The sequence below is a fragment of the Mucilaginibacter sabulilitoris genome, assembly GCF_034262375.1.
GTDB classification, from domain to species: domain Bacteria; phylum Bacteroidota; class Bacteroidia; order Sphingobacteriales; family Sphingobacteriaceae; genus Mucilaginibacter; species Mucilaginibacter sabulilitoris.
In genome coordinates, this window is sequence record NZ_CP139558.1 from 6,171,738 (window position 1) to 6,196,970 (window position 25,233).

The 25,233-nt window shown below is 44.3% G+C and carries 16 protein-coding genes; 8 read left to right on the forward strand and 8 right to left on the reverse strand.

Annotated elements, in window-relative coordinates; all coding sequences use genetic code 11:
- The first annotated feature begins 46 nt into the window (after positions 1-46).
- The 8 genes from SNE25_RS26115 (at position 47) to lodB (ending at position 19,554) form a co-directional block, all read left to right on the forward strand.
- Positions 47-7,606, forward strand: a complete 7,560-nt coding sequence (locus SNE25_RS26115; protein WP_321561964.1) for a SpvB/TcaC N-terminal domain-containing protein — start codon at positions 47-49, stop codon at positions 7,604-7,606.
- Positions 7,607-7,845: 239 nt separating this feature from the next.
- Entirely contained in the window at positions 7,846-8,451 is a 606-nt protein-coding gene (locus SNE25_RS26120; RefSeq protein ID WP_321561965.1) for an RNA polymerase sigma factor, read from the forward strand.
- Between the two features lie 99 nt (positions 8,452-8,550).
- Positions 8,551-9,531: a FecR family protein gene (locus SNE25_RS26125; RefSeq protein WP_321561966.1), complete on the forward strand. Its 981-nt coding sequence runs from the start codon at positions 8,551-8,553 to the stop codon at positions 9,529-9,531.
- Positions 9,532-9,659: 128 nt separating this feature from the next.
- Positions 9,660-13,088, forward strand: a complete 3,429-nt coding sequence (locus tag SNE25_RS26130; protein ID WP_321561967.1) for a SusC/RagA family TonB-linked outer membrane protein — start codon at positions 9,660-9,662, stop codon at positions 13,086-13,088.
- Between the two features lie 11 nt (positions 13,089-13,099).
- Positions 13,100-14,614, forward strand: a complete 1,515-nt coding sequence (locus SNE25_RS26135; RefSeq protein ID WP_321561968.1) for a RagB/SusD family nutrient uptake outer membrane protein — start codon at positions 13,100-13,102, stop codon at positions 14,612-14,614.
- Positions 14,615-15,583: 969 nt separating this feature from the next.
- On the forward strand, positions 15,584-15,850 hold the full coding sequence (locus tag SNE25_RS26140; protein WP_321561969.1) for a hypothetical protein: 267 nt from the start codon (positions 15,584-15,586) through the stop codon (positions 15,848-15,850).
- A gap of 519 nt (positions 15,851-16,369) precedes the next feature.
- Positions 16,370-18,430 (forward strand): CTQ-dependent lysine 6-oxidase LodA, encoded by a 2,061-nt coding sequence (gene lodA / locus SNE25_RS26145; RefSeq protein WP_321561970.1) that lies wholly within the window; start codon positions 16,370-16,372, stop codon positions 18,428-18,430.
- Positions 18,431-18,435: 5 nt separating this feature from the next.
- Positions 18,436-19,554: a lysine-epsilon-oxidase maturase LodB gene (gene lodB, locus SNE25_RS26150; protein ID WP_321561971.1), complete on the forward strand. Its 1,119-nt coding sequence runs from the start codon at positions 18,436-18,438 to the stop codon at positions 19,552-19,554.
- Positions 19,555-19,771: 217 nt separating this feature from the next.
- On the opposite strand, the gene SNE25_RS26155 is transcribed toward lodB, so the two are convergent.
- The 8 genes from SNE25_RS26155 to SNE25_RS26190 all read right to left on the reverse strand — a co-directional run bounded on the left by SNE25_RS26155 (position 19,772) and on the right by SNE25_RS26190 (position 25,129).
- Positions 19,772-20,626, reverse strand: a complete 855-nt coding sequence (locus SNE25_RS26155; RefSeq protein WP_321561972.1) for a nucleotidyl transferase AbiEii/AbiGii toxin family protein — start codon at positions 20,624-20,626, stop codon at positions 19,772-19,774.
- On the reverse strand, positions 20,623-21,261 hold the full coding sequence (locus tag SNE25_RS26160) for a type IV toxin-antitoxin system AbiEi family antitoxin domain-containing protein (protein WP_321561973.1): 639 nt from the start codon (positions 21,259-21,261) through the stop codon (positions 20,623-20,625). The genes SNE25_RS26155 and SNE25_RS26160 overlap by 4 nt, the downstream gene beginning before the upstream one ends.
- A gap of 214 nt (positions 21,262-21,475) precedes the next feature.
- On the reverse strand, positions 21,476-21,970 hold the full coding sequence (locus SNE25_RS26165; RefSeq protein WP_321561974.1) for a hypothetical protein: 495 nt from the start codon (positions 21,968-21,970) through the stop codon (positions 21,476-21,478).
- Positions 21,971-21,994: 24 nt separating this feature from the next.
- A complete protein-coding gene (locus SNE25_RS26170; RefSeq protein ID WP_321561975.1) occupies positions 21,995-22,726 on the reverse strand; it encodes a hypothetical protein in 732 nt (243 codons plus the stop codon).
- 4 nt (positions 22,727-22,730) lie between these two features.
- The gene (locus SNE25_RS26175) at positions 22,731-23,711 is read right to left on the reverse strand and encodes a hypothetical protein (RefSeq protein ID WP_321561976.1); all 981 of its coding nucleotides are present in this window, start codon (positions 23,709-23,711) and stop codon (positions 22,731-22,733) included.
- Positions 23,712-23,752: 41 nt separating this feature from the next.
- Positions 23,753-24,217: a hypothetical protein gene (locus tag SNE25_RS26180; RefSeq protein WP_321561977.1), complete on the reverse strand. Its 465-nt coding sequence runs from the start codon at positions 24,215-24,217 to the stop codon at positions 23,753-23,755.
- Between the two features lie 20 nt (positions 24,218-24,237).
- Positions 24,238-24,561, reverse strand: coding sequence for a DUF4870 domain-containing protein (locus tag SNE25_RS26185; protein ID WP_321561978.1), 324 nt, complete (start codon positions 24,559-24,561; stop codon positions 24,238-24,240).
- A 424-nt stretch (positions 24,562-24,985) separates the two neighbouring features.
- Complete coding sequence (locus SNE25_RS26190; RefSeq protein WP_321561979.1) at positions 24,986-25,129, reverse strand: hypothetical protein; 144 nt, start codon at positions 25,127-25,129, stop codon at positions 24,986-24,988.
- Positions 25,130-25,233 lie beyond the last annotated feature (104 nt).

The window sequence follows — 25,233 nt, forward strand, 5'->3', positions numbered from 1 at the left end:
AACACGAATCTATTATAAAGTTATTGTAAACCTTGCAATATTACTCATGAAGACATCTGATAACAACGGCGCGAATGATAAAAAAACCGGTGGCGACAACAAGCTTCAAATTCCGTCAATAAGTCTCCCTAAAGGCGGGGGTGCCTTAAAAAACATTGACGAAAAGTTCCAGGTTAATGCGGTTAATGGTACAGCCTCATTTTCAATTGCGTTGCCATTTTCAAAAACGCGTGGCGAGTTCATTCCTGCTATATCGCTTAATTATAATTCGGGAAGCGGAAACGGCCCCTATGGCCAGGGTTGGCATCTTGATTACGCCAGCATTCAGCGAAAAACTGATCAAATGCTGCCAAATTACCAGGATGCTGATGATGGCGATGTTTTCATGTTCAGCGGCGCGGAAGATCTGGTTCCCGAATTAAAACAAGATGCATCCGGCAACTGGGTATCTACCGCGTTTACATCGTCGGATGGCTATCAGATAAAAACATACAGACCACGTATTGAAAGCGGATTTAGCCGTATTGAACAGATCAGACCTGCCGGTTCAACCGCTTTTTACTGGAAGGTTACCAGCCGCAATAATATTGCAACCTTTTATGGGCGATCTGCCGCGGCCCGTATTGCCGATCCCGCCAATCCGGACAGAATATTTTCATGGCTGCCCGAAATAAGTTATGACGATAAGGGAAATTGCATTGAATGGGGCTATATAAACGAAGATTTTAAGAATGTACCGGATGCCATATTTGAGACTAACCGCTTAAATAATAAAGCTCCATGCACCAGCACCTATATTAAGCGCATAAAATATGGCAATAAATTGCCTTACTATCCCGCACCAGATCAGCCTTATGATCCCCCTGCCCCTGCCGATCTTCAATATTTTTTTGAGACAGTTTTCGACTATGGTGATCATAATGTTGCCGCTCCGGCGCCGGCCGTACAACAAAATTGGCCGTGTCGCACCGAGCCTTTTTCTAATTATAAACCGGGTTTCGAGATCAGGACTTACAGGCTATGTCAGCGTGTTCTGTTTTTTCATAATTTTAAAGAATTGGGCGATGGAGTTATCCCTTCCCCCTGCCTTGTACGTTCTATTGACTTTAGTTATCGCATATTTGGCAATGCCGCTGTCACATCTTCTGATCAACTCAATTCGGAGGTGGATTATATTATCTCGATTGCTCAGACAGGGTATTTAAAAAACAGTGCCGGTGGTTATGATAAAAAAAGCATGCCCCCTGTTGCCTTTGATTACCAGGAGTTAAATTGGAATACTCAATTGCAATCAATAGATCCGGACAATATTGTTAACGCGCCTGCTGGCATTACGGGAACCTATCAATGGGTTGACCTATGGAACGAAGGCGTGGCAGGCATATTATTGGAACAATCTGACGGCTGGTATTATAAAAGCAATTTAGGCGACGGAAAATTTACCGTTATGCAACAGGCTATCAGTAAACCCTCATTCAACGGGCTTTCAGATGGCAGCCTTCAATTGCAGGACCTGGATGCCGACGGGCGAAAATTTGCGGTAAGCAAGCGAGGCGCGGTGAAGGGTTATTTTGAATTGGCCGATACCAACGCCTGGGAACCATTTCAGCCATTCACCTCATATCCAAATATTAACTTTAATGATCCATCTACCAGATTGATCGATCTTAACGGAGATGGCATTCCCGAGGTGGTAATTTCAGATGAAAATGTATTCACCTGGTATCCAAATTATGGCACCAAAGGCTACCAGCAGGCGCAAACATCTTCCAAACTCTATGACCAGGAAGATGGAACATCCATTATGTTTCGAGATCCTGATCAATGCCTTTTTTTAGCCGATATGAGCGGAGACGGAATGACCGACGTGGTAAGGATAAGAAACGGCGAGGTATGTTACTGGCCAAATTTGGGATATGGAAGGTTCGGGGCAAAAGTGTCGATGGCCGGCGCCCCTACCTTTGATCACCAGGATACTTTTAATCCAGTTTATTTGCAATTGGCAGATATTAACGGGACAGGAACTACAGACATTATATACCGGGGCAGGGATCATGTCAAAATATGGCTGAACAGATCTGGCAATGCGTTAACAGAACCTGTTGTAATTAACGCCTTACCTGCGATAGAAAACCCTGACAGTTTATCTGTAATTGACCTGCTTGGCAACGGAACAGCTTGCCTGGTATGGTCGTCGCCGCTGGCCGGCAACATTAATGCGCCCCTGAAATACATTGATCTGATGGGTGGCAACAAACCCTACATCATGAAGGGATACAAAAACAATTTCGGTAAACAGGTTAGCTGGAATTATAAGAGCTCGACATATTATTACCTCGCCGATAAAAAAGCCGGAACTCCCTGGGTTACAAGACTGCCGTTCCCGGTACAATGCATAAGCGACACCACCACCAGCGACGATATCACCCAAACAAAACAAACCTGCAAATATGCCTACCATCATGGTTTTTATGATCACCAGGAAAAGGAGTTCCGCGGCTTTGGAATGGTTGAGCAGGCTGATGCGGATAGCTTTGAGGATTATATTTTAGGCCAGGGCAATCTTGTTACCGAAAAAACCTTGTTCCAGATGCCCGTGCTTACTAAAACGTGGTATCATCCCGGGGCCTTTGCTGCAGAAAACAGTATTCTCACTAAGTTTTCTGCTGAATATTTTCAGAATCCGGATTTTGCCGAGCATCATGTTTTAGAGCCGATCATTCCATCTGGACTGACACTACAGGCAAACAGGGAAGCTTACAGAGCTTGTAAGGGTAACATTTTAAGGCAGGAAGTATATGGGCTCGACGATTCAGCGTTGGCAACCATTCCCTATTCGGTAGCTGAGCATAATATCCAGATACGATTGTTACAGGAGGTTAATGATAACCGAAATGCTACGTTTCTCGTAATTGAAGGGGAGGCGATTACTTATCATTATGAACGGAATACAAGCGACCCAAGAGTCACTCATTCTCTCACTTTAGATACCGACGAGTTGGGTAATACTCTGCAGGTAGCCTCAATAGCCTACCCAAGGCAGGTACAGGATCCATCGTTGCCGGCGGCTGTCGCTGCCGGGCAGCAAAAGCAATACATTATATATTCGGTTAGTCAATTTTCTAATGATTGTTTCGATCCGGCTTATTACCGCTTGAGGATATGTACCGATGCGCAGTCATATGAACTAACAGGCATAAAACCCGCTAAAGGATATTTTACTGTAGATGAACTAAAAACTGGTTTTGCTAACGCGGCGATCATTCCTTACGAAGCAGTTGCGACAGAATCCATTCAGAAAAGACTGATCGGACATCAACGACAATTATTTTTAGCTAACAATACTACAACGCCGCTTCCTTTGGGGAAGATCGAATCTTTGGGATTGCTTTTTGAAGCGTACCGTAAGGCATTTACACCATCGTTGCTTACTTCGCTGTACGGCAACCTGGCTACACCTGCAGAACTTACCGGCTATCTTACCAAGGGTCATTACCTGCTATCCGACAAATACAAACAAAACTCGTTATATCCCCAAACTGATGCAAATGGCGAATGGTGGATACCTTCAGGCAAAACTGGTTTCAACGCCGATCCACGCGCTTCCTTTTATCTTCCGGTTAAGTTTTTTGATCCGGTCGGCAACAATATATCGGTAACTTACTATGAGGACTATAACCTGCTTATATCTAAAACTACCGACGGGGTTGAAAACACAATAAGTGTCGATCAGTTCGATTGGCGCGTTCTTTCTCCTCAAATAATCAGGGATAGTAATAACAATAAGTCGGCAGTGCGGTTTGACATTTTAGGCTACATCGCCGGATCGGCTATTATGGGTAAAGGAGATGAAGCAGACGACTTCGAAAACTTCAGTACTAATATCAGCGACCCGGAAACCCTCGCTTTTTTTACTGATCCTGAAACAAACGGTCCCGGTTTGTTAAAAAATGCAAGCAGCCGCTTTGTATATGACTTTTCTGTAACACCTGTACGTGTAGGCACCATAGTGCGCGAAACACACGCCAAACAAGCCATAAGTGATGCTAAACCCTCACCACTGCAATATAGCTTTGAATACTCTGATGGCGAAGGTCGTGTAGTGCTTAAAAAAATACAGGCCGAACCTGGGGAAGCAAAACAGTTAAATGCGGCCAACGAGGTAACAACTGTTCAAACCGGGCAAAAACTTCGCTGGATAGGTAATGGCAGAGCCGTACTGAATAATAAAGGCAAGCCCATAAAACAATTTCAGCCATACTTTAGTGTAACACCGGCCTACGAAAATGATAATCAGTTAGTTGCTATTGGAACCAGTCCTGTTTTATATTATGACCCTCCGGGCAGATTGATCAAATCTGAATTTCCAAATGGTACTTTTTCAAAGACAAAGTGGGATGCCTGGCAGCAATTAAGCTACGACCCTAATGATACGGTTGAAAACTCTGATTGGTATGCTGAGAGAACTACAGGGAGCCTGAAAGCAAACCTGCTTGAAAATGGAGCAGCTCAAAAAGCTGACATGCATCATGATACACCGGTCCAGGTTTATCTCGATTCTTTAGGCCGTTCTTTTTATGCCACTGCTCATAACCGGTTTAAAGATCATAAAACCGGCCAGATAGTTAACGAGTTTTATGATACGCACACAGTGTTGGATGCACAAGGGCACGAATTATTAGTTATTGATGCACGTGGAAACAATGTGGTTGGCTATAAATACGATATGTCAGGATGCAAAGCCACTCTGAACAGTATGGATTCGTCATCCAGATGGGTACTTAATAACTGCATGGGCAAACCACTTTACGCCTGGGATAGCAAAGGCCAGCAATTTGAAACCGAATATGATGCTATTCACCGCCCCAAACAGTCTACAGTAAAAAAGGACGGCCAGGCAATTATTGTTTTCGAGAAATTCGTTTACGGAGAAGGTCAGGCCAATGATCTTGTAAACAATTTACGCGGGCAATTGTACCAGCACTTTGACCAGGCAGGACTTACTACCAGCCAACAAGTTGATTTTAAGGGCAATTTGCTTATCCGTACGCTGCAACTGACCCAGGAATTTAAAACTGCAATTAACTGGGGTTCAAACCCTGCCCTTCAACCAGACATATACACTTCTCAAACCTTCTTTGATGCTTTAAATCGCCCGGTGAAGCAGATCACGCCTCATAAAGACCCTGCGCTTGCAAATACAATGGTTCCCGTGTACGGAGAGTCAGGTATGGTGAGGGCAGTGAATGTTTTTTTAAAAGGATCGGCCCAAGCGGCAACTTTCGTAAAGAATATAGCGTACGATGAAAAGGGGCAGCGGATTCATATTCAATACGGAAATGATACAGTTACCAATTATACTTATGACGAGCACTCATTCAGGATCACCCGGTTGGTAACTACCCGTAAGAGCGGCGCTGATATTTTACAGGACCTGAATTACACTTATGACCCGGTAGGTAATATTACCCATCTGCAGGATAATGCGCAGGACACATTCTTCTTCGCCAATAAAAAGGTAGATCCGGATGGCGACTATACCTATGATGCTGTTTACCGACTTACAGAAGCACTCGGACGGGAACAAATGGCTCAGCAACTGACGCCCGATCCTTACGATTCGTTCAGAACCAATTTCATTCAACCGGGTGATGGTAACGGGATGCAGACCTATAAACAGCAACTCACTTACGACCCTGTAGGTAATTTGCTCCAGATGAACAATGTTGGCGGCTGGAACCGGCAATATACTTATGCTGCCAACAGTAACCGGTTATTGACCGCCCCATCAAGCAACCCGGCAGTTGCTCAATCGCCTTTTAATTATGATGAGCACGGCAATATGCTCAATATGCCCCATCTGCCGCAAATAGACTGGAATTTTAAGGATCAGCTGTCACATCTGAATATTTTAGCCTCAGCCGAAAATAACCAGTCACAGCAATGCTGGTATGTTTACAATGCCGAAGGGCAAAGGATACGGAAAGTCGTAGTTAAAAACAATATAACTGAAGAAAGGCTATACCTGGGGGAAATTGAAATATTCACCCAAACCGTTAATAATACGGTAGCACTGGAACGGGAAACAATGCATTTGATGGACGGAACCAGACGTGTAGCCCTGGTAGACACGCTGATCTCCGATGCCGCCAATAGCCCTAAAACTCCACTAATCCGGTATCAGCTCTCCAACCACCTCGGTACAGCTTGTCTTGAACTGGATGCCGCTGCAAATATTATTTCTTATGAAGAATATTATCCCTTTGGCAGCTCCAGCTACGTAGCTACGGGAAATAGTGTGGAAGTACCTGCTAAGCGTTACCGTTACACCGGCAAAGAAAGGGATGGGGAAAGCGGTTTATACTATCACGGTTCCAGGTACTATGCACCATGGCTTGCCCGATGGACGGCGGCTGATCCAACGGGCACGAGTGACGGAGTGAACGTTTATATTTACGCTAAAAACAACCCGATATTATTTTTAGACCCAACCGGGAATAGCTCATCAGGGGATGACGAAAAACCGAGTCAGGTGTTAGATCTCCTGAGTAAATTTGGCGTTGGGACCGATAAGGGAAGTGATGACAGTCCGGGGTTTTTCCAAAGCATTTTAGATACTTTCAGCGAAATTGGCAAAGGCATAGCGAATGCTGTAAGCAGTGCGGCCAATTGGATAGCTGGCGCTGCCAGCACAGCCTGGAACTGGATAAAAGGGGCAGTTACCACTGCCGGAGAATGGGTAAAAGAAGCAGCAGTCACCGCCTGGAATTGGGCTAAGGGTGCAGTAAACACCGCCTGGAACTGGATAAAAGGCGCTGCCGTTACAGCCTGGAACGCAACAACATCAGCAATAAGTACCGCCTGGAACTGGGTTACCGGAGCAATAAGTACCGCCTGGAACTGGATAAAAGGTGCCGCCAGTACCGCCTGGAATTGGATAAAAGGCGCTGCCAGTACAGTGTGGCAAGGCATTAAAGCAGCCGCGAGATTTACCTGGAACTGGATCATAGCCCCTGTTATCAGGACAATTAGCAACACCCTTGTAGGAGCCGCGCTCGGGTTTTTGATTGGAGGATTACCCGGCGCTATTGCAGGTGGTGCCGTAGGTATGGTTTCCGGAGCTATACACGGATGGGCAATGGCCAGCGCGCATTCATATGATTGGTCGAGCGCGGGCGGCTGGGCGAGTTTTATTCTGGATAATACGTGGAGTGCCCCAAATTCGTTTATAGGTTCATTATGGGCTTCCATCAATATATTCAGAAGCCCTATTGATAAGAAAAGCAAGGATTCAAATGCGTTGGTATTTACAAATGGCTTGATTCCTGGTTACGCCACTACGTTTGGGAATGTCATAGCCGGTACTAATCCTTTAGATCATGAATTAAGTCATACCCTTCAAGCCAGGATATTCGGCCCCACATTTTATCCTTTAATGGCTGCGCATTACGTCATAAATACTGTTCTTCCATATTGGCTTTTGTATCATAAAAAACAATATCCTACCAAGCCAATTACCAGCTTCGGCCAATACTTTTCACGGGGGGTTTATCCGCACACCTGGGCCGAAGAATGGGGTTACAGTATTGAAGGGGAGCCACAATAAAAGTGACGGAATTATGGAGCCGGCTCATTTTAAAGCGGCCAATAATAAGTTCAAGTGGAACGAAAAGCTATCATTTAAACTCAAACCCACCTATTTCCTAAAAATAGGTGGGTTTGAGTTTCTTTAACAATCAATTCGAATACCGTATAAGTTATTATGCGGCCAGCGACGGTAATAATCCAAGATATAGTTTATCCTGACCTAACATTCAGTTAAAGATGTAGGTTTAAGTTTGCCACATGATAAATGGCAGGTTTATTTCCGATGTTGATTTACTAAGCCAAATTCAATCTGATGATGAACAGGCTTTGCTGGTATTGATGCAGAAATATGACCGCAGTCTTTTTCGCTATATCCGTTCTAAAACAAACTCACTTGAAAGTGCTGAGGAAGCTGTGCAGGATATTTTTATATCACTCTGGAATAATCGCCACAGTATAGTGATCAATGATAGTCTGTCCCCATATTTGTTCAAATCGGCAAAGCATAAAGTAATTGATTTTTATATCGCCAACAGTAAAAACATCACTTGTCATGATATTTTGTTGCCGGAATATGATCACCTCACTGTCCCTTCTGCAGAAAACCTGATTATTGATTTAGAGCTTAACGACTGGCTGTCGGGCGAAGTAAATAAAATGCCTGACAATATCCGGAATGTATTTCGCCTAAGCCGCATCGAACAGCTACCGGTAAAAGAAATTGCCAGTAAACTATCCCTGTCTGAACAAACCGTTAAAAACAATCTCTCTATTGCACTGAAGCGTTTGCATGCCCGCTTACAACGAATGGAAAGCATTAGTATGTTGTTGGTAGCTTTTAAGATTTTTTTTTATTTTAAATAGTTCAGGTATCCATCCTATAATTAGATAACCATTAATTTAATAAACAATTGATAATTATTTAACGGTACTAATTTCAATAAACGCCGATTATAGGTGCAGATGAACACAAACAAATCTGCAACTATTAAATTATTATTGCAAAAGTACAAGGCAGGCCAGTGTACGCCAGATGAGCAAGCCCGCGTTGAAGCCTGGCTGCAACGGTTGGGCGACGAAAGCCAGACAAACGTAACCGATATTCAGGAACAACGCGTACTGCGCAGGATCCGGAAAGGGGTTTTAAGTAATATTAAACCATCCGCCAAGCCGGTAAGGTTAGGCTTATTGCAGTACATTAAAATAGCAGCCGCGTTGCTATTAATCCCAATTGGTATTGTGCTTTACTCAAAATACAATAAGCCAAATCAACAGGCGCTGCAGCAATATTCTACCGCCCGGGGCGAAAGAAAAACGCTCATTCTGCCCGATAGTACCATCGTTGTGCTTAATTCTTCGTCTGTTTTAACCATCGGCAATGAATTTAACCAAACTATCCGTAATGTGTCATTAACAGGTGAGGGTTATTTTCACGTTAAGCATAATGCCTCAAAACCTTTTATTGTAACCACCGGGAAGTTGCAAACCCGTGTACTGGGTACCCAATTCAATGTGCATGCATACGCTAACGAGGATGATTATAAAATTGCAGTTGTTGACGGCCGTGTAAGGGTAAGCGAAAGTCGTTCTTCCCAAAATATTATTCCTTTAGGAAAAGTACTTACCCGTAATTTTATGCTTACCTACAGCCAAAAAACGCATAAGCATATCATTACAACGGCCAATGCCGATAAGCTCAGTGCCTGGCAGCGCGGCGAACTTTATTTTGAAGACGCGTCCATATCGGAGATTGCATTTACGCTTTCCAGGACTTACAATATCAATGTACAACTTGCCAGCAAGCCCGGCCATGAATACAGATATACTATAGGTTTTAACCGGCAGCCAATAGAAAAAGTGCTGCGTGTACTCAGTGAACTTACCAGTATTACCTATCAATTAAACCCCAATCAAGTCATTATTAACTCAAAAAATTGTCATTAACCTATGCAATAACCCCTAAACAAAAAACAGGCAGGTGCGCTAACACCCGGCCTGCTCAATGGCTGCTGAAGCAGCAGACCATGTCATTTCATCGATTCTTTTTATCACAGTAAAATAACTCTATAAAAATGGGAAATCTATATCATATATTTTCTTTAAAAAAACATATAAAATGGCTTGCAACCTACTGCATTACGGTATTGGTTATTATGCTTTGCAATATGCCGTCATTTTCGGCATCGGCACAAACCATGAATACAGTACGTATCAGTCTAACAGCCAAAAACTTAAGCATCAAAAATGTTTTCAGGCTGATCGAAGAAAAAACCTCTTTTAAAATAGGTTACAACTCCACCAGTTTTGATGCAAACAAAGAAATTTCTATATCGGCCAACAATGAGCTGTTGATCGATGTGTTGAAAGAACTCATCAAAGGTTACAAAGGCAATATCAGGCAGGTTGATGAAGAGCATATATTATTACAGGTTGAAAAACAACAGCCGGTAGTAAAAACCAAACAAAAAGAGCTGGTGGTAAAGGCCATCACCGTTACAGGCAAGGTAACCGACGAAAGAGGCGAAGCCCTGATAGGAGTCAGCGTTGCTGTAAAAGGAACAGGAACAGGCACCATGACCGATGCTGAAGGTAAATACTCCCTGAGTACCGACGAGAGCTCGATAATGGTTTTTAAATATATTGGTTATGACAGCCAGGAGATCGCGGTAAAGGGTCAGCAGAATATTGACGTTGTTTTAAAAGCCAACAGCCAGTCGTTAAAAGAAGTGGTAGTAGTAGGGTACGGTACGCAAACCCGTTCTTCCATAACAGGAGCCGTATCAAGCGTTGGTTTGGATAAAGTGAGTTCACGCTCATTCAATAACCTGCAGGAAGCCTTACAGGGTAAAGCAGCTGGTGTGGTAGTGAATAATAATGGCGGCGACCCAACCGATGTACCCCAGGTAAATATCCGCGGTCTGGGTGGTATCAATGGCGAACAGCCCCTGTATGTTATCGATGGTTCGGTTTTTTACCCGGGCACGCCTGTGGTTAATCCTAATGATGTAGAATCTATTTCGGTATTGAAAGATGCTTCGGCAGCTATTTATGGTGCCCGTGCATCTGGCGGTGTTATCCTCATCACTACTAAAAAAGGTACCAAAGGCAAAATGAATATCTCTTTTGATGCCAAACAAGGTTTCGCGAATGCCTGGAGAAAACTGGAGGCATTGGATGCCAAAGAGTATGCTGATGTATACAATACTGCTGCTGATAATGCTGGCAAGCCACGCCTCCCGGCTTTTGATGCTACCAAATATCCCGACGGACAAATAACCCGTACCAACTGGGTTGATGCCGTATTTAGAACAGGGCATACCCAGGATTATAATGTGAACTTGAACGGTGGTAACGATAAATCCAACTACTTTATGAGTTTTAATTATCGCAAAGGAACGGGTACATTATTGAATACCTATTCTGAGCGCTACGCTTATCGTATCAATTCTACCCATCAGTTGAATAACTGGTTAAAAGTTGGCGAAAATTTATCTTACACTTATTCTGATGGCCGTGGCACCAATACTTTCAGCGGTTATACCGGCGCTATCCAGGCTGCTATATTTTATCCGCCAAGCATTGCGGTGCGTACACCATCGGGCGCTTACTCAGGTTTGCCTATTGACTACGCCGGTTCATATGGCGACGTCGTAAACCCGGTTGCCAACCTGGAACGTATTGACACCAGTAACCCGGTAAATACCATTATTGCTAACCCATATTTTGAAGCCAGTATTATTCCCGGCCTTAAATTCAGGTCGAACTATTCGGTTACCAAAAGCTTCTATTATTTTAAAAGGTTTACACCCATAGTGCCCGAGGTTGGTAAACCCAGTTTTACCAATACCCTGGATGAAACATCAGCACAGGACAACCGTTTCCTGATGGAGCAAACCTTAAACTATAAAAAATCACTTGGCAAGAACAACCTGGATGTACTGGCAGGTTATACTTATCAGAAAAACAGCAGCACGGGACTGTCGGCTTCACTTTCAGGTTTTAGCAATGAAGATCCCCTGTTCCGCTATTTTGTTAATGGTACTGGCACTCCGGTTAGGCCCGACGATAGTGAGGCGCAAATCGGTAATATCCCCAACATTGCCCGTGAAGAAGCTTTGATCTCATACCTTGCCCGTGTTAATTATGATTACGATGGTAAATACCTGTTATCATTTACCGGTCGCAGGGACGGTTCATCGTTGGTGGCATCTCAGAACAAGTTCAAAAACTACGGTTCGGTGTCGGCCGGGTGGGTAGTAAGCCGCGAGGATTTTATGCAAAAACTAACCTGGCTGAGCAATTTAAAGATCAGAGGAAGCTATGGCGTGCTGGGTAATTTATCAACTGTTAAAAATACGGCTGTGAGTCCTCCACTTAACGTAGGTAATATCTATTTAGGCTCGGACCCCGCCCTGTTACCTGGCTATTATGCTTATGACAGAGCCAACCCTGATTTGACCTGGGCTCAATCCAAACAAACCGATATAGGTTTGGATCTGGGTTTCCTGAACGAACGGATCACCTTAACTGCCGACTACTTTGTTAAAAAAACTGAAAAGATGCTCATGTCCATACCTGCAGGTATAGGATTAGGTAATATATGGGTTAATGGCGGTGATGCACAGGATAAGGGTATTGAAGTGAGCCTGGGTTATAACAGCGATCCCCAAAAGGCATTCCGTTATGGTATCAACGCCAACGTTAGCACACTCACCAATAAATTACTGTCTTTACCTAATGGCAATACCACCATCCCTGGTGTAAGCCCGAGTGTGCGTGGTTTGCTGGCTCCTGCCTGGGTGCAGGTTGGTCAGCCCTTGTATTCTTACTACTCCATCAAAACCAACGGTTTGTTCCAGAGTCAGGCAGAGGTGGATGCTTATAAAGACCCGAACGGACAGCTTATTCAACCCAATGCCAAGCCAGGCGATATTCGTTTTGTTGATGCCAATGGCGATGGTAAAATTAATGATAGCGACCGTCAATTCCTGGGTAGCGCGTACCCTAAATTTACCTATGGCCTGAGCCTGAACGCCAGCTACAAAGGTTTTGATTTGAACATTTTCCTGCAAGGCGTACAGGGCAACAAGCTGTACAATGCCTTAAAATACACCAGTTTAAACGCCGGTGGTCTTGGCCAGAACTACAACCTGCTGAAAGATGTGCTGAATGCCTGGACTCCGCAGCATACCAATACTACTATTCCGCGTGTAACGGCCAGCGATGCCAACGGTAACTTTGGTACCAACTCCGATTTTTATATCGAGAACGGCTCATACCTGCGCTTTAAGAACGTAACCCTGGGTTATACCTTCTCGCCATCGGTGTTAACCCGTGCCGGTATCAGCAGCCTGCGTGTATATGCTACATCAAACAACCTGTTCACCGTAACCAAATACAAAGGTTTTGATCCGGAAGTTGGCTTTGATAACTACGGTATCGATGTGGGCCGTTACCCGCAATCGCGCTCATTTATTTTCGGTATCAATTTAAATCTGTAAGTAAAGCAATCATGAAAAAGATCAGCAATATTATATTAGCAATATCGGCAAGCGTGCTTTTGGGCGCCTGCTCCAAAAACCTGGATATTAAGCCAAAAGGCGCCGTATCTGAAAATAATTTCTGGCAAACCGCCGACGATGCCCTATTGGGCGTGAACGGTATGTATGAGCCTTTTGACGGCGAGGAATTTTATGGTCGTGGTTATATGTGGTTTATCAACGCCAGCGACGATATGGTTACCGGCCGTATCAATACTAATGCCGATGCCATCAAAAATTTCAGTCCAACTTATTACTCTGGTGGTTACACGGTTGACCAATGGGATATGCGCTATCAGGTAATCAGGCGCGCCAATGACGTGATCAACAAAGTACCTGCCATTAGCATGGATGCCACCCTAAAAAACCGTTACCTGGGCGAGGCCTATTTTTTAAGCGGATTGATGTATTTTCAAATGGCTTATAACTATGGCGACGATCGGGCCGGGTTGCCTATCATTACCCGTGCCAATAACAACGATCCGAACCCTACGCCAAGAGCAGCTAACGTTAACGAAAACTACACTTACATTGAAGGTGAACTGAAAAAAGCAGCCAACCTGCTGCCATATTTCGACCAACTGAGTCCTGCCGATCAAGGCCGGCCGCATAAGGTGGCTGCATGGGGTTATCTGGCAAAAATGTACCTGTACAAGAAGGATTACCCTAATGCCCAAAAATATGCCGACTCGGTGATCAACCAGGGTAAGCGTGCCTTATTGCCCAACTATGCCGATGTATTTAAAGCGGCCAATAACTTTAGCACAGAATACATCTGGTCGGCGGTGAGCACGGCAAAAGGTTCTGCAGGCTGGGGTAGTATTTTACCGGGCGTAATGCTCGAGAACAAAGGCTGGGGATTATATAACGGCTGGGGCTACTATCAGCCAACCAAAGAGTTGTATGACGCTTTTGAAGCAGGCGACAAACGCCGTGAAGTTACCATCCTAAAGCCAGGTGATGTGTTTCCTTTCTTTGGCACTCAAAGGACTTACTCTTCGGTGAACAGTCTTTCCGGTTACCAGTTCAATAAATATATGGAGCCGTTCTCTTATGCCAACCCGGTGGGTGGTTCTATCAGTCCTAATGGCGATCATCCTACTACCAATCTAAACGTTCCATTGATGCGTTTTGCCGAGATTATCCTGATCAAAGCCGAAGCTGAACTTATGCAGGGAAAAAATGCAGATGCTGAGATCAATATGATTCGTCAGCGTGCCGGCCTGAAAGCTATTCAGAACGCCACGTTGGCCGAACTTAAAAATCAAAGACGTTGTGAACTTGCTGGTGAATGGGCCGACCGTCACCGTGATCTGGTACGCTGGGGGGATGCTGCTTCCTCTTATGCCAAACCATTACATGGCTTTGACGGTAAAGTGATATGGCCGGCCAGAAGCTTTAACCCGGCTGTTCACAGCGTTTGGGCTGTTCCACAAAAAGAAATTGACCGGAGTAACGGCACCATTAAACAAAACGGCGGCTGGTAATTAGCTGTAATATAAGGCCACAGGAATAATCCTGTGGCCTTTTTAAATCTAAGAATTCCTTGGCATTCCCTGCTTCATCCACCCCTTACAATCAGTTAACTTACTGTCTCATAGGCCAATCAGATTCATGACTCTGCTGCCCAATCTGGCCCGGATGGCCTACTTTCCGATACAGTAAAAGAACACTTACTATCAAATACTTACATAATTTGAGATACAAATCAGTAACAAAAGATTTGAGTTATTTTCCAAATTAGGAATTTAGAAAACCTTTATCAAATTAACGAAAAATGGTTTGCTAAACCCAAATACAGTCATCTCATCTCCTTTTGCCACCCAGTAAAGTAAGCAATTATCATAGCTTCATGCAAATACATATCGGTATAACTTACTAATTCAATAGCCCCCCAACAAATAAGCACAGCATTTGGGCAAATCAAAATTTAATTACAAATGAATTATTTTGGAATAGATGACCGACATTTGGCAACCGAGGCAAACGTCCATCCTGTATCGATGCGAGCACTGCAATATGTGCAGGACGGAAATGAAATTTAAATTATAGTACGCTTAAAACCTTTATCACGATCATTTCTATGGCTGCTGCTACGCTTTCCTTGCGTGCGCAGACGATCAATGTGGCTTATGCCAAAGCCTTACAGCAAAAATACCCTTCAGTCAAAAGCGACCTTTGCACGGCCTGCAAGCTATGGGTCACCCCTATTTTAAGAGTGTTGCGGACACGGTTGAACACCGGCCGCTGGTGACCTACTATATTTTATGCGCAAGTCCACCGGTTATTGCTGGAACAGTCCGATCTGCCGCGTACGGGCACCCACGCGGCCTGGAGGCCTGGGTATGGTCAGCCAAATGAAACGGCGGTCTATAAGCAAGCGAATCAGGAATCGCCGGATATGATCGCCAAAGGTCATTGTCAGCCCTGGATCTTACTGGCCTGTGTACGGATGCATGATCCTGTCGGATACCTATACTTTTAATGCTGCAATGGAATACCAGGGGCAGAATATAGGAACGGAACTGGCCAGTGAGGAGCTATGCCGGGAACTGGTCAACATGTTTATCCTGCAGCATTCTCCGGTATCTCCCCCCGGCTGCATACGATTCAAATCCTTTGCCTACCTAAACTTTCCGCTTCCAACGTTAAGCTATCCCCTGTCCTTCATAGCCGGCAAAAGCAATACAGTTAAGAAAAATACGACGCTGCAAGTTCCGTAAACATGTCGTTTTTGAACATCCGTTAACAAGATCAACACATTTTTAGCCTTATTTAACCATCGTAAACCGTTACCGGAAGCGATCCTTCCGGGCATAAATAAAACAAATAGTTAAGGCCAATTTTGACGAATCAGAAAGCAAATATCAATACGTCGCGGAATAACCAGGGTTATATACCTGATCAGGTCAATTTTCGTGCAGACGATCTGATTTTTGGCATACCCGTTCCGATTGTAAGTAATCCACCAGGACATATTCATATGCAAGCAATGCGCAATCGCTGATTTTAATAAATATGAAAATTTGTATCATATTTATTACACAAGAACAATATATCAGTTCATCATATGAAATACAAGCACAAAAATGAACTACAACAACTATATATAATATTTAATAATATTAATTATTGTTTATTTTAAAATAAATGAACTATATTTCGTAAACATTAAGGAATACCTATCCAATAAGCTATTCCCATATTAAAACCTAAATAAACAACCTTTTTAACCCTTTGAAATGAATCTGAACATTCATCCTTCCGTGGGTGTTGCCAGGCTTGGCAACAGTACCGGAGTACAATTCTGTCTGTCGCCCGACGCTATTGGCGGTTTGCCGTATGATGCGGATCTTTACGGCAATAAATTAGGGCCAATTGTAAATTTTAAAGACGAAGCCGGCGCCATTAAGCGTCAGGGGCAGGTTTTTAGCATTTACGATGAGTACAATAATGAAATAACGCTGTCCACACCCGGTGTAACTTCCATTCAGTGGTATGTACACCTGGCCAATAAAAAGGCCGCCTGGTACGATTTCAGTGAACTGGATGGAAACCTCCTGTTCCCAAACAACAGTTACCAGGACAAACAAACACCGCTGCGAAATGCAGCAGAGCCCAACCGGCAAACGCTGATCGTCGATCCTGGCTGGAGAACGATTTCCGGTGCAAACCAAACGATAGGGTTCGACCAGGCCAATGTACCTCCGGGATACCCGGCCCAGTTTCCGCCAAGTACTGTTACCTACGGATTACCGGTCACCACGCTTGGCGACCTGAAAACCGATGCATTGGGCAGGCTTATCGTTTTGGGTGGTTACGGAAACGCCGGCGGCGATCTGCCGTTGCAAAGCTACGGGGGTGCGGATACCTGGCGCGATGATATTTCTGACGGCCCGGTATACTGTACTGTCACTTATGAGGGGCAGGATCCTGTTACGTTACAGGCCTGGGTTATTGTCGGCTCTCCGGATTACGCACCTGAAATTGTCAATATTTCGGCTCTAAGTGACACTATGTTCGATGTTGGCGTCCGTTATTTTGATCTTGTACCGGAATTGTTCAGCGGAGGGGCGTATCAGGAATCCTTTGTAGCAAACTTTCAAAGGGACATCCTCCCCATTATAAGCCGCATGGCTAATTACCAATGGGTATCCAATGTTCAGCCCATGACGGCGCTTACTTCGGCTTTTTTTGATTTTACAGACCCGGGCGAAGCAAACCTGCAAAACAGGCTGACATATTTTTCTTATTTCAGGGCACCTAACCTAACCAATGATGCATCCCCGCTGCAGCCGTCACAGGACCTGTTTCAAGATGCCCTTACGTTAAACTTCCCTATGCTACCTGTTAATTCCGGCAGTAATTCGGTCAGTAATGATGATATCGTTAAATTCCTGTCACTGAACCTTACCCAATATTTCCTTCTAAGCCAATGGGCTAACGGATCATTTGTAAACGATCCAAACTACCTGCCGTACGCAGGTGTGAACGGTATGGATACAGCCAGCGTTGGTAATTGTGTTGGCCTGCCAATGTGCCCCGGGATTGAAGTGACCTGGAGCATGCAGAATCCGGCCGTATACAGCGCGCCTTTTACAATTTCAAATAACGCGGCTTATAATGCCTACGATACCACCGGCCTCGACCCCAGTCGAGACGAGTGTGAGGGCGGTGGCTGTCAGCCGGGAGATTTAACCAAACGCATGGCCTGCCCGTGGCAAGCGGATTTCTTCCAGTGCACTTTCCAAAATGTGAACTTTACAGACCCTTACAGTAATAAATCGGGAAACCCACTGGGCCCTACACCACCTACCTATTATGCTTACTGGTGGCCGCCGCAAGCTCCATGGGATGTTATTGCCGGCGAGGATACAGCGGCGGGGCAGGCTGCCGCCAATGTGGTATTAGGCCAGCAATTTAACTATGCACGTGGTATAAACCAGTTTGCACAAATGGTTGAACACTGGTATTCACTTGCTTTTATAAAAAATAAAAATGCAGGAGCCGCCGGGTTCCCATTCTTTACGGAAACTGAGCGCAACAACCAGCTTTTCAGTTACCAGGCTATCCCGGTAAGCACCATCAGTGGTAACAAAAACGATGACCAGACAGAAATACCGGTTTGGTATATTCCGGATGATAACCCGGGCGGCGCACCACTGCATTTGCAGGCAAAAGCGGCCAGCAGTGCCAAAGCCGGCAAAATGGTAGCCTTTCTGGAGGCGAGGGCCTTTAAACATATCAAAACAGCTCCGGGCGGCCTCGGAACGCCAAGATCAGGTTCCAAAATCCGCCGCTAAACTTCATGAGTCATATAAAAACAGATGTACTGATCATTGGCGGAGGCCCTGCGGGAACCTCCGCCGCGATCAGTGTTTTAAAATATGGCCGGGATATATCGGTCATGCTTGTGGAACAATCTGACCTTGATCAAATCAGAGTCGGTGAACATGTGTCCTCTTCGATATTCGAGTTATTAAAATACCTGAGCCTGGAACCCGGAGATTTTGAGAATGGCTGCTTTTTAACCAACCACGGAACAACATCTTATTGGGGATCAGGTATCCCCATGACCCGGGATGCTATTTTCTCTGCAGAAAGACCAGCCTGCCAGCTTGACCGCAAGATCTTTGACCTTACTTTATTGAAGCAGGTTGCCGACCTCGGCGGTATAGTACTGCCAAGGACCAGGTGCCTGGGATATGACCAGCTCGAAGACCATAACTGGCAGGTAAAATTACATCATGCCGAACAGGGGGCGATATCCGTTCATGCAAAGTTTTTGATAGATGCATCCGGCAGGCAAAGGAGCGCTTCCAGGCTACTTAATATCCCGTCGGATAAGCATGATACGCTTTTCGGTATCGGTGCATTCCTTGCAATAAACGGGCGGGATCTGCCCAGTGACCAAATGATGGAATCGACCGAGTTGGGCTGGTGGTATAGCGCAACACTTCAAGATAATTATGCAACCACTATCTTTTTTACCGACTCAGATATCGTTTCGGAATACGAACTCAGTAAACCTGCTAATTGGTACAGGCAATTACAGCAAACCAAGTTTATAAAGAAAAGGATTACCGGCTTCGACCCTGCAGCGATAAACCTTTGGAGCAGAAGCGCGCACACCCATATCTCGAACATTTCCAACAGCCGTAATTTCATCGCAATCGGAGACGCAATGGCATCTTTTGACCCTATTTCATCTATGGGGATAGGATTTGCAATTTCGTCGGCTTGCAATGCTGCTGCTATAGCGTTGCTTGAGCTGAATGAATCCGACGCTAACAGGATCGCAGTCTATCAAGCCGATGTAAGCAGGATCTTTAACAATTATCTGCAGCAGCAGAAAAAAGTTTATCAACAGGAAAAACGGTGGCCCGAATCCAGTTTCTGGAAACGGAGAACCTGGGTTGGTATATAAGTTCAACTGCTCAATCCATGTTATGTATCTTACTGCCCGCTTTGAAGTAAATAGTCCTTCTATTCAAAAAATGGGATCGGCAACAGTAGTAGGCTTAAGAAGCATTTTATCCAGGCTCCGGAAGAGTTTGAAATAACGGCAGTATGTAACGAAGAGATTTAATGGCTGGCAGGTGTGAATGACGGCACTTTACCAGTCCAATAACAGCCTGTCTGTTTTATTTTTTAAACTTCAGTTTTTCCAGGAGGTCCAGGAAATATTGCGGGGCCCAGATCTTTAAACCTGAATCGTCCGGGATAAACCTGACCACGTCGTCCCTGATGCTATCGAAATTTACAGCAGTTATTTTTTGCCGGAGAAGTTCCAGTAATTGCTCTTCGGAGATCGTCTCTTCATTCCACACGCCGGTATCCCTGGCGCGCAGGAGAAAATGATGCAGGTCGAGCGGGATACCCTTCCTGATATACCATTCCAGCTCATACCAGTCCCGTCCTTTTACCCTGTTTTTCCATTTCCGGAATAAAAGGGCATGCATTTTTCCAGCGAACAGGCTCGGCTGCGTAAACGTCTTGACATAGAACGAAAAGGGGCGGGTCAACAGTTTTTCTTCCGTATTGAACCCTAAAGGCGGTACCGTATCCACTTCTATTTTTATTTTCATGTGTGGCATCAGTTTAACGCCGTTTTGCGGAACAATGCCTTCCAGCACCAGTTCTTTCCAGACCGTATCGGATTTCAGGAAGGCGGATTCAACGCTGGATTCGATGGCCTTATCTTTTTCATTGATGCTGACCGTGATGCCCAGCGATGCAAATTCGTTGACAATCGCCTCGAAATACGGTTCGAGTGAAAAGTCCGGGTCCGGTCTCCGTAAGGAAAAGTCCAGGTCTTCGGAATACCGGTTCAACCCGTAAAAAATGCGCAACGCGGTGCCCCCATAAAATGCGGCCTGCTCGAAAAAACCTGTCCTGCTGAGCCCCGCCAACGCTATTTCCTGCATGATCTCCCGCATGGCATCAAAGGCCTGTTGCTGGTTTTTCGGGTTATATTCTTTCAGCCATTCTTCTATCATAGCGTGTTCAGCGTTGTAATCAACATATTTAAACTGGACCGCTTCGGCGCATCGGTGATCCAGGTATTCATCATTTTTGTATCGATTTCCCGCAATTTGTCTTTTTCGATACGCAGGTCTTCGATCAGCAGGGTAAGTACCTGTGGCACGCTCCTTAGGTGAACGCCTGCGGTCATAGCGATTTTATCAAAGAGTGCTTTTTCCGGGGAAGCAATCAGGACCGTTTGCCGGGAAGAAAGCCGGGTACTCTTAATGCCAAAGGAATAATAAGGCAAAGGGGCGTGCCGGTACGTAAACCTGCCTGCACTGGTCCTGTATGCCTTGGATATCTTTACTGTAACAGAACTGATCTCGTAGACCCGCTCGGGGATAAAGCCCCAATAAGAAAGCGCGGTCTCGAAGGAGATATAACTCGGCCCCCAAAGGTGGTTGGCGATCAGGAATGGCTCGGGACCGGAAACCTTGCTTGCAGGACCGGGGACATAGAGGCCGTTTTTGATCGTCGCCAATGCGCCCGCCTTTACTAGTTCAGCTATTTTATCATTTGGCCGCTTGTACCCGTTCAGCAAGGGCAGTATGACCTGCCGGGTCAGGGGTTCCTCCGCATAAGCCGCTAACGCATCGTCAAAATTCATATGTAAAAATACAGTTATTAAATCGGAACAATTCCGATTTAATAAAAATAATTCAACATAAATATGTAATAAAAACAATCAATAATCGGAAAATTTCCGATTATTGATTAATAATTTCACACAACAACACAGACTGCGAAGGGCGTTAGTAACAGGCTTTCATATGGGAACAGCTATCCGTAACTATGGGTACAGCCTGATCTACGTACGAAACTCATCCGGACCTGCGCTGTAAGAAGGCCTCTACAACTGCTAACACTTCTGTTTCAAATTCTTCCTGTTTCTTCCTGCCTTTTATAGTGCTGCCAAAGGAGTGACTAATGGTATAGCTTTTGCCGTATTTATTTTTTTTGTGTGAAATGGCATAGTGCAGCAAGCCATCTGCCTCCACAGGCAGCAGGTGCATATCTTCAAAGTCCATTAGTTTGCGGGTATATAAACCCGGCAATTTGCGGTAAATGGTTTTGGCATACTGATCAAACTCATAAGTAACATTTACCCTGAACAAAAAATCATAAATGGCGTAAAGCGCTGGCACAATGCCTAATGAAAGCGCCCCCCATGTGGTTTCATGACCTAAGTTTAGCATGGGTACTATGATAAATACGGCTGTCGCTGCCGTGGCAGAAATAATGATATTGATCCGGTAGTTGCGCATCGGCTGAAAACTCAGCCTGCCTCCCATAATTTTTAAATTATAGCGTTCCATTTTATGTTTTTTGTATTGAAGTTTTTAATCCCGCCTAAAATCTTTTAAAGTACCATCGCTGTTGAATTGTATGGAGTATCGCTCGCGGTTGCCATTGATCGTGGTTGGGTACCAGCGCATCACTTTATCCCAAACCACCATGTAGGCGCTCGTTGTTGGCTTAGCGCCTTCAATCTGCGCCGCCTTTTGGTTGTATAGGCGGGTAATGTTGGCTATACTGGTAAAGTCTACCTCGTCCAGGGAAACTGACCTGTTGTCTATATCAGCATTTACAGACAGCTGTTCGGGTTTGGGTTTTGACCAGAAGCCATTCTGGTACTCATAGCTATCTACATAATCAGGATTTTCGGGATGGCGGAGCATAATACTGATGCTCCCGTTATCATAAAAATGCGCCGACTGGTAAATGAAGATCTCTTTGCCCCGGTATTGCGGGAGATTTCTTAAAGTCATTTCTGCGTTTCTCAGCGCTGCGGTGTTAATTAAAAAGTTTATATTCTTTTTGTGTACGGTCTTAGTCGTATGTGTAGTCATATGAACTTTTGACAGTGCCGTAGTTAGTTGCTGTTGTATCTGGATTATGGCCTGATTAGTTGAACTGTCAATTATCGATTGCACCTGCACAGGCTTGCTTAACACGGGTGTGTTTGGTTTAGGTTTAAACGTATCCTTCACACTTTTGACAATCTGTTTGCAGCCCGAGAAACCAAAGCTGCAAACTGCGAGTGTGATCATAAAGGCGTTTAATGCTTTCATAAGTTTAACTTATTTCATTTAAATCGCTGGTAAAAGCTATCTTTCGGGGGTCTTCTTTCAGATAAAAAATATCGGCCGTTTTCTGCCTCGTACTATCCAGATCCAGCAGGCTTACAATTTTTTTGATACTGGCCCTGTGTGTATGATTTTGATAATCCACAAATTCCAGTTCGAAGTTTACCATCGGTTGCTCGTTAATATAGGTGCCGGTAAGGTTTGCTGAGATCTGTTTAGCCGTTGTTCTGACCCCTTTAAATTTAATTAAGGGAGCATCATCAGGAACACCGCTTAGCTTACCAGTGATAAAACCAAGTAGGACACGATAAAACAACAGCACAGCCGGGCAAATCAACAAAGGATGCCCAAAGCTCATAAAACGCCAACCCATCCCCTCGCTTTCAGTTTGGTAAGAATATATGTAATAGCCAACCACAACGGTCAAAAGCGTCAGCCAGCCCAGGTTTATCAGCGCGATCACTCCTTTACGGATACTGCCCTCACTATTTTCAAAAATAAAATACGGGATATGTTTCATCTCCTTGTCAATTAGCAATCCTACCCTTTTATCCACTTCAAAACGGCGCTCACAGGGCTTCATATCATTTATACCTGCCTTTTGTATGATCTCGGTATTAGCCAGATTTTTAAAACTCAGGCTAAGCTCATAGGTATTGTACCCGGCATTGGGCTTTGTTAGATTAACTGATTCCAGTATCCTGGCCTCGCGCCGCACCCCATTTTTTTTAAGGCTCTCCATATTACGTTTGGCCGAAAACACCTGCAAAACCCATTTACGATAATATCCTGCCAACAAGATGATCCAAAACACCATCGACAAAGCCACCAAACCCAATGAAAGCCAGGGGTTCGATCCTTCAATATCAAGCGGTTCTTCGCTCTTGATGTTATAATACAGGAGCATCGGAAACGGGATAGCGAAAAACAACATGTAAAGCATCCAGAATATGGAAAAACCGCGTTTCATTGTCGATTAATTTTAATTTAAAGCCGGTTATATACCTGATCCTATTTAGGCAAGCCCATAATATCGCTCAGTTCATCTGTAAAGTTTTGAAGGGGCTTGGTAACAAAAAAGCCTTGTCGTACCAGTATCCGCTTTTCTTTGCCGTTCTTATTAAAGATCATGGTAGCTGATACATTAAGAGTGATGCCGATATTGGTCATTTTGGAGATCAGGAAATGATCAAAATCATCAAAGCTGTATTCCTTTTCGGGAGTAAAGAAAAATGTTTTAAAAGTCATTCTCCTGGCAGCTGTGTTAAAGCTTATTTTGGCAGTGGTGCACAAAATCCCTATCGTACCCAAAATCCCCAGGCATGCCGCAAAAAAATAGGCGCCTTTGCTGCTTCCATAAATCAAAGTAGCAACCATACCTCCGAATGAGGGCAAGGAAAGAAAATAGAACATACCCTTCTGTATTTTCACGCGATAGGTATTCCCTTCTTGTTCAAAATATTTTAGTGGTTGCATTGATGTATATTTTTGAATAATTAACCAATAAAAGCGAAACTATTCTCGAACGCTTTACCAAAAACCGGAACAGGTTTGAGTGCTTTGTTGGCCGCGTTGATCATACCCAGTATCCAGAATACGATAATTACCCAACCAACTATGCCCAGGAAAGCAAGCGAAGGCACCAGCGATACAATAAAATTTAAAATAACATTGAGAGCAATACTCACAATAGCCAGGCCCAATGACTGTTTTAAATGATACCTGAGCAAAGCATCGGCTTTATCTTTTCCTGAAAAATAAGCGATCAGCCACCCGATAAGGGTGATGTACGATACGATGGATAATGTTTTGTTATTCATGATAATTTAGATTTTCGTCCGGCGATATTGCCACGACAAATTTGCGGAGAACAAGCACGGGATGCCTAATTTCAGCATGCTACAAAGCGTCTACTCAACTACAGAAAAGCGTCTACAATACATCTACAACAATTATAACACATTGATTATATTAATATTACAAATAAAACACAGCTACTATTTCAAGTATTTTCACACCAACCCTCATCAACTTATAGTAATTTGGCTGATAACTTTTTTTGCTGTATAACCTATTATCGGGGCTTGTATTATGGGGGTATCAGTTGGTGCCTCCACGTAAAATACCTTATCAGATAGTTTGCGATCGGTTATTGGTAATGTGGCATTCAATGAAAAAGAAAAACCCGCCTTGCTCAACCAGCGGACTGAAGCAAAACAGGCTCAATATAAAATGAGGTGGGGTTTAAAAGTTAATATCATCGGCCACATTGCCGCCTTGAGCATCGGCAAATAATTGTTGATACTTTGTTCGGTAAGCATCCTGAGTTTGATTATATATTTCAAAATCGGCCTGAATGGCTTTATCTGCATTTGCAAACTTCCACATCAGCAAATTAGGATCAGGCGTTATTGATTCAATAATTTCTATAAAAAGGTAAAGCCATATTTACTAAGGTTATAATACTGATGATAACTAATTAAAAATGTATT